The 12,983-nt window shown below is 74.3% G+C and carries 12 protein-coding genes; 3 read left to right on the top strand and 9 right to left on the bottom strand.

Annotated features, from left to right (window positions below; translation table 11 throughout):
• Positions 1–337: 337 nt before the first annotated feature.
• Genes ABZ948_RS23070 through ABZ948_RS23050 form a run of 5 tightly spaced genes read right to left on the bottom strand, consistent with a single transcriptional unit; the run spans position 338 to position 5,775 of the window.
• Positions 338–1,135, bottom strand: a complete 798-nt coding sequence (locus tag ABZ948_RS23070) for a type III pantothenate kinase (RefSeq protein WP_031115868.1) — start codon at positions 1,133–1,135, stop codon at positions 338–340.
• A gap of 17 nt (positions 1,136–1,152) precedes the next feature.
• Positions 1,153–2,127: a carboxylating nicotinate-nucleotide diphosphorylase gene (nadC, locus tag ABZ948_RS23065; protein WP_359762342.1), complete on the bottom strand. Its 975-nt coding sequence runs from the start codon at positions 2,125–2,127 to the stop codon at positions 1,153–1,155.
• A gap of 5 nt (positions 2,128–2,132) precedes the next feature.
• Positions 2,133–3,842, bottom strand: coding sequence for an L-aspartate oxidase (locus ABZ948_RS23060; protein WP_359762341.1), 1,710 nt, complete (start codon positions 3,840–3,842; stop codon positions 2,133–2,135).
• A complete protein-coding gene (panC, locus tag ABZ948_RS23055; RefSeq protein ID WP_359762339.1) occupies positions 3,839–4,840 on the bottom strand; it encodes a pantoate--beta-alanine ligase in 1,002 nt (333 codons plus the stop codon). Before panC ends, ABZ948_RS23060 begins: the two co-directional genes overlap by 4 nt.
• Complete coding sequence (locus ABZ948_RS23050; protein WP_359762337.1) at positions 4,837–5,775, bottom strand: Rossmann-like and DUF2520 domain-containing protein; 939 nt, start codon at positions 5,773–5,775, stop codon at positions 4,837–4,839. The genes panC and ABZ948_RS23050 overlap by 4 nt, the downstream gene beginning before the upstream one ends.
• 177 nt (positions 5,776–5,952) lie before the next feature.
• Here ABZ948_RS23050 and ABZ948_RS23045 point away from each other — a divergent pair, with 177 nt between their 5' ends.
• Entirely contained in the window at positions 5,953–7,125 is a 1,173-nt protein-coding gene (locus tag ABZ948_RS23045; RefSeq protein ID WP_359762335.1) for a threonine aldolase family protein, read from the top strand.
• A gap of 66 nt (positions 7,126–7,191) precedes the next feature.
• Here ABZ948_RS23045 and ABZ948_RS23040 read toward each other — a convergent pair whose 3' ends face one another.
• Complete coding sequence (locus ABZ948_RS23040; RefSeq protein WP_359762333.1) at positions 7,192–7,395, bottom strand: hypothetical protein; 204 nt, start codon at positions 7,393–7,395, stop codon at positions 7,192–7,194.
• A 159-nt stretch (positions 7,396–7,554) separates the two neighbouring features.
• Here ABZ948_RS23040 and ABZ948_RS23035 point away from each other — a divergent pair, with 159 nt between their 5' ends.
• Positions 7,555–8,661 (top strand): DUF5937 family protein, encoded by a 1,107-nt coding sequence (locus ABZ948_RS23035; protein WP_359762331.1) that lies wholly within the window; start codon positions 7,555–7,557, stop codon positions 8,659–8,661.
• Positions 8,662–8,680: 19 nt separating this feature from the next.
• Here the strand turns inward: ABZ948_RS23035 and ABZ948_RS23030 are convergent, their stop codons facing one another.
• Both ABZ948_RS23030 and ABZ948_RS23025 read right to left on the bottom strand, forming a co-directional pair.
• A complete protein-coding gene (locus ABZ948_RS23030) occupies positions 8,681–9,349 on the bottom strand; it encodes a response regulator (RefSeq protein WP_359762329.1) in 669 nt (222 codons plus the stop codon).
• 103 nt (positions 9,350–9,452) lie between these two features.
• The gene (locus tag ABZ948_RS23025; RefSeq protein WP_359762327.1) at positions 9,453–10,643 is read right to left on the bottom strand and encodes a sensor histidine kinase; all 1,191 of its coding nucleotides are present in this window, start codon (positions 10,641–10,643) and stop codon (positions 9,453–9,455) included.
• A gap of 118 nt (positions 10,644–10,761) precedes the next feature.
• On the opposite strand from ABZ948_RS23025, the gene ABZ948_RS23020 reads away from it, so the two are divergent.
• Positions 10,762–11,754 (top strand): SAM-dependent methyltransferase, encoded by a 993-nt coding sequence (locus ABZ948_RS23020; RefSeq protein WP_359762325.1) that lies wholly within the window; start codon positions 10,762–10,764, stop codon positions 11,752–11,754.
• A 16-nt stretch (positions 11,755–11,770) separates the two neighbouring features.
• On the opposite strand, the gene ABZ948_RS23015 is transcribed toward ABZ948_RS23020, so the two are convergent.
• Positions 11,771–12,922 (bottom strand): NADH-quinone oxidoreductase subunit D, encoded by a 1,152-nt coding sequence (locus ABZ948_RS23015; protein ID WP_359762324.1) that lies wholly within the window; start codon positions 12,920–12,922, stop codon positions 11,771–11,773.
• Positions 12,923–12,983 lie beyond the last annotated feature (61 nt).

Genomic DNA, 12,983 nt, shown 5'->3' with positions numbered 1-12,983 from the left:
CGACCGCCGGCGCAGCCGGGCGCTCGCGGGGTCCCAGCGGCCCGCCCCCGGGGGGGGGTCGGGGCCGCGCCGGGGGGTGTCCGTCCTCGGAACGGCGCGATGGGGTCGGACGCCGACTGGCTGTCCGTTGACGCGCCAACCGCTGCGGGCGGACACCCCCCGACACGTCCCCTTGCGTGCGACGGCGGCTGCGGGCGCGTAGAGGCGGGCGGACCGCCCGTCCCGCCTGGCTGCGGGCAATCGTGCCGCCAAGGGCGGCACCCGTCCCGAAGAAGCGGCACCCCGTTACGCCGGGCTGCGGACCCACCCGGCCCCCGGCGACGACGCACCGCACCGCTCACATGCGCGACACGTTCCGCTCGTACACCAGCCGCAGGCCGATGAGCGTCAGCCACGGCTCGTGCTCGTCGATGACCGACGACTCGCCCAGGACCATCGGCGCCAGTCCCCCCGTCGCGATGACGGTGACGTCGTCGGGGTCCTCGGCCAGCTCGCGGGCCACGCGGTTGACGACCCCGTCGACCTGGCCGGCGAAGCCGTAGATGATGCCCGACTGCATCGCCTCGACCGTGTTCTTGCCGATGACGCTGCGCGGCCGGGCCACCTCGATCTTGCGGAGCTGGGCGCCGCGGACGCCGAGGGCCTCGACGGAGATCTCGATGCCGGGGGCGATGACCCCGCCGACGTACTCGCCGCGCGCGCTGACCGCGTCGAACGTGGTCGCCGTGCCGAAGTCGACGACGATGGCCGGGCCGCCGTAGAGCTCGACCGCCGCGACCGCGTTGATGATGCGGTCCGCGCCGACCTCCTTGGGGTTGTCCATGAGGATCGGGACGCCCGTCTTGACGCCCGGTTCGACGAGGACCGCGGGGACGTCGCCGTAGTAGCGGCGCGTCACCTCGCGCAGTTCGTGCAGGACCGAGGGGACGGTGGCGCAGATGGCGATGCCGTCGATGCCGTCGCCCAGCTCGTCGCCGAGGAGCGGGTGCATGCCCATCAGGCCCTGGAGGAGGACCGCCAGCTCGTCGGCGGTGCGGCGCGCGTCCGTGGAGATGCGCCAGTGTTCGACGATGTCCTCGCCGTCGAACAGGCCCAGGACGGTGTGGGTGTTTCCTACGTCGATCGTCAGCAGCATGGCCCGTACCCGCTCCCCTACTCCGCCGGCCGCAGGTCCAGGCCGATGTCCAGGATCGGCGAGGAGTGGGTGAGGGCCCCGACGGCCAGGTAGTCGACGCCGGTGTCGGCGTAGGCCTTGGCGTTGTCGAGGGTGAGACGGCCCGAGGCCTCCAGGGCGGCGCGGCCCTGGACGATCGCGACGGCCTCCGCGCACTCGGCGGGCGTGAAGTTGTCCAGGAGGATCAGGTCGGCGCCGGCGTCCAGGACCTCGCGGAGCTGGTGCAGGGTGTCGACCTCGACCTCGATGGGGACGTCGGGGAAGCGTTCGCGGACCGCCTGGAACGCCTGGGCGACGCCGCCCGCGGCGACCACGTGGTTGTCCTTGACGAGGGCCGCGTCCGAGAGGGACATGCGGTGGTTGACGCCGCCGCCGCAGCGGACCGCGTACTTCTCCAGGCTGCGCAGGCCGGGGGTGGTCTTGCGGGTGTCGCGGACCCTGGCCTTCGTGCCGTCCAGGACGTCCGCCCACGCGCGCGTGGCCGTCGCGACGCCCGACAGGCGGCACAGGATGTTCAGCGCGCTGCGCTCGGCCGTGAGGAGGTCCCGGGTGCGGGTGGTGACCGACAGGAGCTTCTGGCCCGCCTCGACGCGGTCGCCGTCCTCGGCGTGGCGCTCGATCTCCAGTTCCTCCTCGCAGACGACGGAGATGACGGCCTCGGCGATGCGCAGGCCGGCCACGACGCCCGCCTCGCGGGCGGTGAAGTCGGCGGTGGCCACCGCGTCCTCGGGGATCGTCGCGACGGTGGTCACGTCCACGCCGTGGGCCAGGTCCTCCTGGATGGCCACGTTGGCGATGTCCTCGACCTCGACGGGGTCGAGTCCGGCGTCGGCCAGGAGCTGGGCGAGCGCGGGGTCCAGGCCGCACTCGAGGTACGCCTCGTCGTCCGCGCCGCAGGCGCAGCCGTCGCCGCAGCCTCCGGACGGGGCGAGGGGAAGGTCGGGGGTGCTCACGTCGGTCACTGCTCCTGGGGGGCCTGGGGCGGGGTGGTCGTAGGGAAGTGTGTGGTGTCCGTGGTGTGCACGGCCAGCGTCCGGTCGGGGTTCAGGGTGACGACGATGTGGCGGCGCCAGGTCGTGTCGTCGCGCTCGGGGCGGTCCTCGCGCCAGTGGCAGCCCCGGGTCTCCTCGCGCAGCAGGGCGGCGGCGACGAGGACGCGGGCCACGCACAGGAGGTTGGTGGCCTCCCAGGTGTCGACGCCGGGCTCGGCGGTCTTGCCGTTCTCGGCGAGAGCGTCCCGGGCGTCGGTGTGGAGCCGCTGGAGCCGGTCGGCGGCCTGGGTGAGGGACCCGGCCGAGCGCAGGACCCCGGCCCCGTTCGTCATGATCCGCTGGATCGTGAAGCGGGCCTCCGGGGTCTGCAGGGGGTGCTCGGGGGTCTCCGGGTGGGGCAGTGGCTGCGGCACGCGCGCCTGGAGGCCGCCCGCAGCGATGTCGGCCGCGATGCGCTCGGCGTAGACCAGCCCCTCCAGGAGGGAGTTGGAGGCCAGGCGGTTGGCGCCGTGCACCCCGGTGCAGGCGACCTCTCCGCACGCGTACAGGCCGGGCACCGTCGTACGGCCGTGCGAGTCGGTGCGGACGCCGCCGGAGGCGTAGTGGGCGGCCGGGGCGACCGGGATGGGCTCGGTGACCGGGTCGATGCCGTGGGCACGGCAGGCGGCGAGGATCGTCGGGAAGCGGTGTTCCCACATGTCGGCGCCGAAGTGCCGGGCGTCGAGGTACATGTGCTCGGCGTCCTGCTCCAGCATGCGGCGCAGGATGCCCTTGGCGACGATGTCCCGGGGCGCGAGCTCGGCCAGTTCGTGCTGCCCCCGCATGAAGCGCACCCCGTCGGCGTCCACGAGGTGGGCGCCCTCGCCGCGCACGGCCTCGGAGACCAGGGGCTGCTGGCCCTCGGCGTCCGGGCCCAGGAAGAGGACGGTCGGGTGGAACTGGACGAACTCCAGGTCGCTGACCTCGGCGCCCGCGCGCAGGGCCAGGGCGACGCCGTCGCCGGTCGAGACGGACGGGTTGGTGGTCGCGGAGAAGACCTGGCCCATGCCGCCGGTCGCCAGGACCACCGCCGGGGCGTGGACCGCTCCGACGCCGTCGTGCTGGCCCTCGCCCATGACGTGCAGGGTGACGCCGGCGGTGTGGCCGTCGGCGTCCGTGAGGAGGTCCAGGACGAGCGCGTTCTCGATGGTGCGCATGCCCCGCGCGCGGACCGCGTCGACCAGGGCGCGGGAGATCTCGGCGCCGGTCGCGTCGCCGCCGGCGTGGGCGATGCGGCGGCGGTGGTGGCCGCCCTCGCGGGTGAGTTCCAGGCCGCCCTCGGAGGACTCGTCGAACTGGGCGCCGGTCTCGATGAGGCGGCGGACGGCGTCGGGGCCCTCGGTGACGAGGATGCGGACCGCTTCCTCGTCGCACAGGCCCGCGCCCGCGACCAGGGTGTCGTCCAGGTGCTGTTCGGGGGTGTCGCCCTCGCCGAGGGCCGCGGCGATGCCGCCCTGGGCCCAGCGGGTGGAGCCGTCGTCGAGGCGGGCCTTGGTGACCACGACGGTGTGCAGGCCCGCGGCCTCGCAGCGCAGGGCCGCGGTCAGGCCGGCGACGCCGGAGCCGACGACGACCACGTCCGCGGCGATGGACCACCCGGGGGCGGGCGCGTGCAGTCGTATGCCTGTGGTGGTCACGAGGCGGCTCCGAGGGTTCCGAAGGTGAGGGGGATGTTGTCGATCAGCCGGGTCGTCCCGACCCGGGCGGCGACGGCGAGGACCGCCTCGCCGGTGAAGTCGTCCCCGATCTCGCCGAAGTCGGAGGGGTCCACCAGGGCGAGGTAGTCCAGCGCGAGCGGCGGATCGAGGCGGGCGGCCTCGTCGAGGACCTGGCGGGCCGCCGCGCGGACGGCGGCGGGGCCGCCCGGGACGGCCGTCGCGACGGCGTGCGCGTCCGCCGCCGCGCGGGACTCGCCTATGGCGCTGAGCGCCTCGGCACGCGCGCGTGTGGCGGGCACCTCACGGGCCCGGGCGCGCAGCGCCTCCTGCGCGGCGTGCCGGTCCTGGCCCGCGAACAGGGCCCGGGACAGCGCGAGGGCGGTGCGCCGCTCGGCGGGCGAGAGGTAGCGGTTGCGGCTGGACAGCGCCAGGCCGTCCTCCTCGCGGACGGTGGGGACGCCGACGATCTCCACGCCGAAGTTCAGGTCCCGCACCATGCGGCGGATCAGGGCGAGCTGCTGGGCGTCCTTCTGGCCGTACAGGGCGACGTCGGGGCGGGTGAGGTGCAGCAGCTTGGCGACGACCGTGAGCATGCCGTCGAAGTGGCCGGGGCGGGAGGCGCCCTCCAGGCGCTCGCCCATGGGGCCGGCGGTGATGCGGACCTGGGGCTCGCCGCCCGGGTAGACCTCGTCGACGGCGGGGGCGAACACGACGTCCGCGCCCGACTGTTCGGCGAGCTTGACGTCGGCGTCCAGGGTGCGCGGGTAGCGGTCGAGGTCCTCGCCCGCGCCGAACTGGAGCGGGTTGACGAAGACCGTGACGACGACCTCGCCCTCGCGGCCGGCGAGGCCGCGGGCGGTGCGGATCAGCGTGGCGTGGCCCTCGTGCAGCGCGCCCATGGTCATCACCACGGCGCGGCGGCCCGTACGCGCGCGTGCGTGCAGGTCGCCGGCGGTGCGCAGCAGGGTGGTGGTCATCGGGCGTCCCCCTCGGTGCCTCGGGTGCCGTCGGTCCCGTCGGCGAGTACCCCGAGGAGGTCCTCGGCGAGCTCGGGCTTGAGCAGGCCGTGCGCCAGGGCCCGGTCGGCGGTGGCGCGGGCCATCGCCAGGTAGCCGGCGACGGTCTGCGGGGCGTGCCGGCGCAGCTCCGTGACGTGCGCGGCGACCGTGCCCGCGTCGCCGCGCGCGACCGGGCCGGTGAGGGCCGCGTCGCCGGAGCGCAGGGCGTTGTCCAGGGCGGCGCCGAGCAGCGGGCCGAGCATCCGGTCGGGGGCCGCGACGCCGGAGGCGCTCAGCAGCTCCATGGACTGGGCGACCAGGGTGACCAGATGGTTGGCGCCGAGCGCGAGGGCGGCGTGGTAGAGCGGCCGGTTCTCCTCGGCGATCCACTCGGGCTCGCCGCCCATCTCGATGACGAGGGCCTCCGCGGCCAGGCGCAGTTCCTCGGGCGCGGTGACGCCGAAGGAGCAGCCGGCCAGCCGCTGGACGTCCACGGCCGTGCCTGTGAAGGTCATGGCGGGGTGCAGGGCCAGCGGCAGGGCGCCCGCGCGCAGGGCGGGGTCGAGGACCCGCGCGCCGTACCGCCCGGAGGTGTGGACGAGCAGCTGTCCCGGCCGGACGGACCCGGTGTCGGCGAGACCGGCGACCAGCTCGGGCAGGGCGTCGTCCGGGACCGTCAGCAGGACCAGGTCGGCCCGCTGGAGGACCTCGGCCGGCGGCATCACCGGCACGTCGGGCAGCAGCTGCGCGGCCCGGCGCCGGGAGGCGTCGGAGACCGCGGAGACGGCGACCGGGCGGTGCCCGGCGAGCTGGAGGGACGCGGCCAGTGCGGGTCCCACGCGGCCGGCGCCGACGACGCCGACGGTGAGCCGCGCGGGGCGGTCCTTGGGGTCTGGCTGTGGGGTTGTGTTCACTCGACGGCGGCCTTCCCGTTCCAGTCCGCTCCGGGTACCGGACGATTTCTCGTCATGTTAACGCGATCGGTTCGAGGGGCGTTCGGTTGTCCACAGGGTGTGCATGCCCGCGCGCGTTCCCGGACGGCGCGGAAATGCGGGTGCCCGGCGGCACGCGCGCGGGGGAGGATCCGGGCCATGACTGACATGGCGGAAGGCGATGAGCGGGCGGCGGACCAGGACCGGGCCGTGGGGTTGCGTGAGCGGCGGCTGGCGGCCCATCGCGGCGCGCGGCGCGTGTTCGCGCGGTTCGGTTTCCACCGGACCCTGCGGGAGCGGCTGGCGGTGCTGGAGGGTGCGGGGGACGTCCACGACCTGGACGAGCTGTCGGACGTGTACGGCGACGGGGTCGTCGAGGCGCTGGAGCGGAAGGTCGCGGAACTCCTCGGCACCGAGGCGGCGGCGTTCTTCCCGACGGGCACGATGGCCCAGCAGGTGGCCCTGCGCTGCTGGGCGGGCCGCACCGGCAACCCGACCGTGGCCCTGCACGCGCTCAGCCACCCGGAGGTGCACGAGCGGAACGCGTTCAGCGAGGTGGGCGGTCTGCGCCCGGTGCGGGTGACGGACGAACGGCGGCCGCCCACCGCCGCGGAGGTGCGTGACTTCGAGGAGCCTTTCGGCGCGCTGATGCTGGAACTGCCCCTCAGGGACGCCGGTTTCGTGCTGCCCACCTGGGAGGAGCTGACCGAGGTGGTCGCGGCCGCGCGGGAGCGGGACGCGGTGGTGCACTTCGACGGGGCCCGGCTGTGGGAGTCCACCGTGCACCTCGGCCGGTCCCTGGAGGAGATCGCGGCCCTGGCCGACAGCGTCTACGTGTCGTTCTACAAGTCCCTGGAGGCGTTCGGCGGCGCGGCCCTCGCCGGCCCGAGGGAGCTGGTGGAGGAGGCGAAGGCCTGGCGGCACCGGTACGGCGGCCAGGTCTTCCAGCAGTTCCCCACGGCCCTGTCGGCGCTGGTCGGCCTTGAGCGGGAACTGCCCCGGCTGCCGGAGTACGTCGCCCACGCGCGCGTGGTGGCCGCCGCCCTGCGCGAGGGGTTCGCCGCCGCCGGGCTGCCGTGGGCGCGCGTGCACCCGGAGGTGCCGCACACCCACGACTTCCAGGTGTGGCTGCCGTACGACGCGGACGTCGTCGCCGAGGCGGCGGTCCGGGCGGCCGAGGAGACGGGCTGCGTCCTGTTCGGCTCCGGCTGGGAACGGGGCGGTCCCGGTCTGGCGGTCACGGAGGTGCATGTGCGGGCCGCCGGGCTGGAGTGGACCGCCGAGGAGGTCAAGACCGCGGTGGCGGAGTTCGTGGCCCGGCTGCCGGAGTAGGCCTCGGCCGGGTGCGGGTCAGGTGGGGGCAGGCTCAGGTGGAAGCCGGCTCAGGTGGGAGCAGGCTCAGGTGGGACGCCGCCGCCACCGGTGCAGGGCGTCCCGGAACCGGTGGCGGGCCGGGCGGCCCGCCAGGACCGCCCGGAACTGCCGCTCGTCGCGCCACTCCCGTACGACCTGCCAGTCGTGCGTGCCCGGTGCGGGCAGGGCGGGCTCGCCGAGCCGCCGGGCGCGGTAGGTGTCGAGGAGGTACTGCTGCGTGATGCTCATGGTGGATCGCCTCTGCGGGACGGGGTGATGGAGGTCCGAAGGCTCCGCGGCTGCCCCGGTGGATCCACCGTGCGCCCGGACCGAGGGCGGCGTCGCGTCGATTGACGGCGCCCGTCAATCGACGGGGGCGTTGTCAGTGGCGGGGTGCACCATGAGGGCATGAGCGTGCACATCGACATCGCGGGGCTGCGGCCGGAGAGGGTCGCCGTCGTGCCTTCGCCCCTGGCCGAGCTGGGCATGGCGCTGCACGCGCTGTCCGAGCCGGCCCACCACCCGGGCCTGCAGGGCTGGGTGACGGGCGTGCGGGCCCGGCTCGATCCGCATCTGGCCGACCGGATGTGCGAGGCGGACTTCCTGTGGCGGACGACGTTCTCGGACCTGTTCATGCCGTTCGCCGGCATCCCGGGCCGCAGCACCCTGCCGTGCGGCACGCTCGCCGAGGAGCTGGACCTGCTCGACAAGCTGACGGACGAGCAGTTCGTGGACGCGGCCCTGGAGTTCACGTGCGCGCTGCCCTACTGCTCGCACGGCCCGGACGCGCTGTCCGACGCGGAGGTGCGCCGCCGCGCCCTGGACCTGGCCGCCGCCCGCGGGCCGCAGCAGCTGCGGTTCAGCGAACGGCTGCTGGCCGACCCGCCCAGGATCCGCGCCTGGCTGCGGCAGTTCCTCCAGGACTGCGACGAGGCGTTCTTCGCGGAGGCCTGGTCCCGGCTGCGCCACCAGCTCGCGGCGGACGCCCGCCACAAGACGGACCTGCTCCGGCGCAAGGGCCTGGCCGAGGCGCTGGCCGCGGCGTCCCCGGCGGTCACGCTCGACGAGGCCGCCGCCCGCATCACGGTCGACAAGCTGGGCGACGGCCGTACGGCCACGGGCGACGGCGGCCTGCTGCTCGTCCCGACGAGCCTGGGCTGGCCGCACCTGATGGTCCTGCACCGGCACGGCTGGCAGCCGCTGCTGCACTACCCGGTCGGCTCCCCCGAGCTCGCCGCCCCGCCCACGCTGGAGCAGCTGGCCCTGCGGATGACCGCGCTGTCCCACCCGGTCCGCATGCGCATGTGCCGCCATCTCGCCCGCAGCGCGTACACCACCGGCGAGCTGGCGCAGGTGCACGGCATGACGGCCCCGGAGATATCCCGGCACCTGGCCGTGCTGAAGAAGGCGGGCCTGATCACCACCCGCCGCCGCGGGCGCTACGTCCTGCACCAGCTGGACGTGACGGTGGTGGCCCGGCTCGGCAGCGAGTTCCTGGAGGGGATCCTGCGGTAGCGGGCCCCTCGCCGGCGGCTCAGCCGTGGCCGCCGGCCCGCACCAGCCCGGTCTCGTAGGCCAGCACCACCACCTGCACCCGGTCCCGGAGGCCCAGCTTGGTCAGGATGCGGCCCACGTGGGTCTTCACGGTCGCCTCCGACAGCACGAGCCGGGCCGCGATCTCGCCGTTGGACAGGCCCTGCGCGACCAGCACCATGACCTCGCGCTCCCGGTCGGTGAGCCGCTCCAGCTCCTTGTGCTGGGGCTGCTGGGTGCCCGGCAGCATCGGTGCGAAGCGGTCCAGGAGCCGCCGGGTGGTGGACGGCGCGACGACCGCGTCACCGCTGTGCACGGACCGGATCGCGGCGAGCAGCTCCCCCGGGGGCACGTCCTTGAGCATGAAGCCGGAGGCGCCCGCCTTCAGCCCGGAGAAGGCGTACTCGTCGAGGTCGAAGGTGGTCAGGATGAGCACCTTGGGCGGGTCGGTGTCCGAGCAGATCCGGCGGGTCGTCTCCACACCGTCGAGCTTCGGCATGCGGACGTCCATGAGGACGACGTCCACCTCGGTCGTCCGCAGCACCTGGAGGGCCTCGACGCCGTCGCCCGCCTCCGCCACGACCTCCATGTCCGGCTGGGCGGCGAGCACCATCCGGAACCCGGTGCGCAGCAGCACCTGGTCGTCGACGAGCATCACGCGGATCGTCATCTGGCCTCTTCCATGTCGGTCGTCACAATCGGTCGTCACAGTCGTTCGTCGCCATCGGTCGTCACCATCGGCGTCACAGGGTCGGTGAGGGCGCGTGCCGAGGTCAGTGCGCGGGTTTGAGCGGCAGCAGGGCGCTGATGCGGAATCCTCCGCCCGGGCGCGGGCCGGCGTCCAGGGTGCCGCCGACCATACCGACCCGTTCCCGCATGCCGATCAGGCCGTGGCCCTGGCCGTCGAGACCGCCCTCCTCGTACAGCTCGTGCGGGGCGCCCTTGCCGTCGTCCTCGACGAGCAGGCCGAGGCCGTCGTCGAAGTAGACCAGGCGCACACTGGCACCCGCGTTGGGCCCGCCGTGCTTGCGGGTGTTGGTGAGCGCCTCCTGCACGATGCGGTACGCGGTCAGCTCGACGCCGCTGGGCAGGGGGCGCGGGGTGCCCTCGACCTTGAAGTCGACGGGCAGTCCGGAGCCGCGGCACTGCTCGACGAGGTCCTCGATCTGCTGCACGTCGGGCTGCGGCACGTACTCGCCGGCCTCCTGGTGCTCACCGGTGCGCAGCACGCCGAGCAGGCGGCGCATCTCGGCGAGGGCCTGGCGGCCGGTGGAGGAGATGGTCTCCAGGGCCTTCTTCGCCTGGTCGGGCGCGGCGTCGAGGACGTAGGCGGCGCCGTCGGCCTGCACCACCATCACCGAGACGTTGTGCGCGACGACGTCGTGCAACTCGCGGGCGATGCGGGCGCGTTCGGCCGCGACGGCGACCTTGGACTGCGCCTCGCGCTCCTTCTCCAGGCGGGCGGCCCGCTCCTCCAGCTGGGCGAAGTAGGCGCGCCGGGTGCGGATGGAGTCGCCGAGCACCCAGGCCAGCGCGAAGGGCACGGTCATGAAGACCGTCAGCACGATGTTGCCGGCGACGGACGTCTCGCCGCTCGGCCAGCGCACCTGGGCCAGGGGGGCGGCGCACAGGCCGGCGCCCAGCGCGAAGCGGGAGGCCCAGCGCGCGCCCTCCGCGGCGACCGTGTAGACGATCACCAGCAGCGCGAAGTCGGCCGGGCCGATCCCCACGTCGGTGACCAGCTGGGCCACTCCGACCGCGGTCGCGAGCAGCAGCATCCTCTCCGGGACCCGGCGGCGCAGCGCGATCACCAGGCAGAGCAGCAGGGTGAGGGGGACGGCGAGGGCAGGGGAGCCGTACCCGCCCGCCACTCCGCCCACCAGCGACATCCCGAGGAGGACGACGGCCCAGGTGCCGTCGACCCACATCGGGTGCCTGCGGAGGAAGTCATAGAGGCGCTGCACGTAACCCAGCGTAGGGAAGCGGGATAGGTGCAGGGGTCAACCGGAGGACCGATCCGGGCCCGGCGCGCGTACTCCGCAAGGTGGAGTTGCGTTCGTTGTGTCCGCATAGCCTGGCCCGGTGACAGCGGGTGCGAGGGACGAGTGGCGTGGGTGGCGGGCCGCGGCGCGGGAGGCGCTGTACGGGCCGCACGGGTTCTACCGCCGGGCCGAGGGGCCGGGCGCGCATTTCCGTACGTCCGTGCACGCCACGCCGCTGTTCGCGCGGGCCGTGGCGCGGCTGCTGTGCCGGGTCGACGAGGCGCTGGGGCGGCCCGCGGCGCTGGACTTCGTGGACATGGCGGCCGGGCGGGGCGAGCTGGCCGCCGGGGTGCTCGCCGCGCTGCCCGCCGAGGTGGCGGGCCGCACGCGCGCGTACGCCGTCGAAGTGGCCGGGCGGCCCGCCGGGCTCGATCACCGGATCGAGTGGCTGGCCACGCCCCCTGAGGGGACGACCGGACTGCTGTTCGCCAACGAGTGGCTGGACAACGTGCCCGTGGAGGTCGCCGAGGTGGACGCCGCCGGCACGGCCCGGCTGGTGCTGGTCCGCCCGGACGGGACCGAGCGGCTCGGGGAGCCGGTCGGCGGTGCGGAGGCCCGGTGGCTGGAGCGCTGGTGGCCGCTGCCCGGTGCGGCGGGGCCGCGGGCCGAGATCGGGCTGCCCCGGGACGAGGCCTGGGCCTCGGCGGTCGCGACCGTCGGCCGGGGGCTCGCGGTCGCCGTGGACTACGCGCACACGGCGGACGCCCGGCCGCCGTTCGGGACGCTCACCGGTTTCCGGGAGGGCCGCGAGACCACGCCCGTGCCGGACGGCTCCTGCGACATCACCGCGCACGTCGCCCTGGACGCGTGCGCGCTCCCGGGCGGGCGCGTGCTCCGGCAGCGGGAGGCGCTGCACGCCCTGGACGTGACCGGCGCACGCCCCCCGCTCACGCTGGCGTCCACCGACCCCGCCGCCTACGTACGCGCCCTCGCGGGCGCCGGGGAGGCCGCCGAGCTGACGGCGGCGGGCGGTCTCGGCGACTTCGGCTGGCTGGTGCAGCCGGTCGGGATCCCGGACCCGTTCCCGGCCTGAGCGCCTATGTGTCCGCCTATTTGTCGATGTCTCCGACCACGAAGAACATCGACCCCAGGATCGCCACCATGTCCGCGACCAGCGTCCCCGGCAGCAGCTCCGTCAGCGCCTGGATGTTGTTGTACGAGGCGGAGCGCAGCTTCAGCCGGTACGGGGTCTTCTCGCCCTTGCTGACCAGGTAGTAGCCGTTGATGCCGAGGGGGTTCTCGGTCCAGGCGTACGTGTGGCCCTCGGGCGCCTTCAGGACCTTCGGGAGCCGCTGGTTGACCGGCCCGGGCGGCAGGTCGGCCAGCCGGTCGAGGCAGGCCTCGGCCAGGTCCAGCGCGTTGTGCGTCTGCTCCAGGAGGCACTCGAAGCGGGCGAGGCAGTCGCCCTCCTGCCGGGTGACGACCTTCAGAGTGTCCTGGAGATCCCCGTAGGCGAGGTACGGCTCGTCGCGGCGCAGGTCGAAGTCGACGCCCGAGGCGCGGCCGATCGGCCCGCTGACCCCGTAGGCGTGGACGGCCCGGGGGCTGAGGACGCCGACGCCCCGGGTGCGGCCGCGGAAGATCTCGTTGCCGAGCACGAGGTCGTCGAAGCGGTCCATGCGGGAGCGGACGTCGGCGACGGCGGTCCGCGCGCGTCCGGTCCAGCCGGCCGGCAGGTCCTCCTTGAGGCCGCCCACGCGGTTGAACATGTAGTGCATGCGCCCGCCGGAGATCTCCTCCATGACGTGCTGGAGTTCCTCGCGCTCCCGGAAGGCGTAGAAGATCGGGGTGATCCCGCCGAGCTCCAGGGGGTACGAGCCGAGGAACATCAGGTGGTTGAGCACCCGGTTCAGCTCGGCGAGCAGCGTGCGCAGCCACACGGCGCGCTCGGGGACCTCCATGCCGAGCATCCGCTCCACGGCGAGGACGACGCCCAGCTCGTTGGAGAACGCCGACAGCCAGTCGTGGCGGTTGGCGAGCATGATGATCTGGCGGTAGTCGCGCGCCTCGAACAGTTTCTCCGCGCCGCGGTGCATGTAGCCGATCACCGGCTCGGCGTGCGTGATGCGCTCGCCGTCCAGGACGAGCTTGAGCCGCAGCACGCCGTGCGTGGACGGGTGCTGGGGCCCGATGTTGAGCACCATGTCGGTGCTCTCCGCGGCGCCGCCGATTCCGACCATGGTCTCCGTCGTAGGAGTCATGGACACAGTCTCCCCTACGTACCCTGACCTCATGGAGACGGGGAGCCCGCACGAGGCGGGG

The sequence above is a fragment of the Streptomyces olindensis genome (assembly GCF_040645895.1).
GTDB classification, from domain to species: Bacteria; Actinomycetota; Actinomycetes; order Streptomycetales; family Streptomycetaceae; genus Streptomyces; species Streptomyces olindensis.
This window is presented reverse-complemented; position numbering and strand designations above follow the sequence as displayed.

What these genes read in the sequence shown, in the direction of transcription:
- ABZ948_RS23045 (WP_359762335.1), top strand. Translation starts at nt 5,953, where the DNA reads ATGACTGACATGGCGGAAGGCGATGAGCGGGCGGCGGACCAGGACCGG.
- ABZ948_RS23030 (WP_359762329.1), bottom strand. Translation starts at nt 9,349, where the DNA reads ATGACGATCCGCGTGATGCTCGTCGACGACCAGGTGCTGCTGCGCACC.
- panC (WP_359762339.1), bottom strand. Translation starts at nt 4,840, where the DNA reads ATGACCACCACCCTGCTGCGCACCGCCGGCGACCTGCACGCACGCGCG.
- ABZ948_RS23070 (WP_031115868.1), bottom strand. Translation starts at nt 1,135, where the DNA reads ATGCTGCTGACGATCGACGTAGGAAACACCCACACCGTCCTGGGCCTG.
- ABZ948_RS23035 (WP_359762331.1), top strand. Translation starts at nt 7,555, where the DNA reads ATGAGCGTGCACATCGACATCGCGGGGCTGCGGCCGGAGAGGGTCGCC.
- ABZ948_RS23015 (WP_359762324.1), bottom strand. Translation starts at nt 12,922, where the DNA reads ATGACTCCTACGACGGAGACCATGGTCGGAATCGGCGGCGCCGCGGAG.
- ABZ948_RS23040 (WP_359762333.1), bottom strand. Translation starts at nt 7,395, where the DNA reads ATGAGCATCACGCAGCAGTACCTCCTCGACACCTACCGCGCCCGGCGG.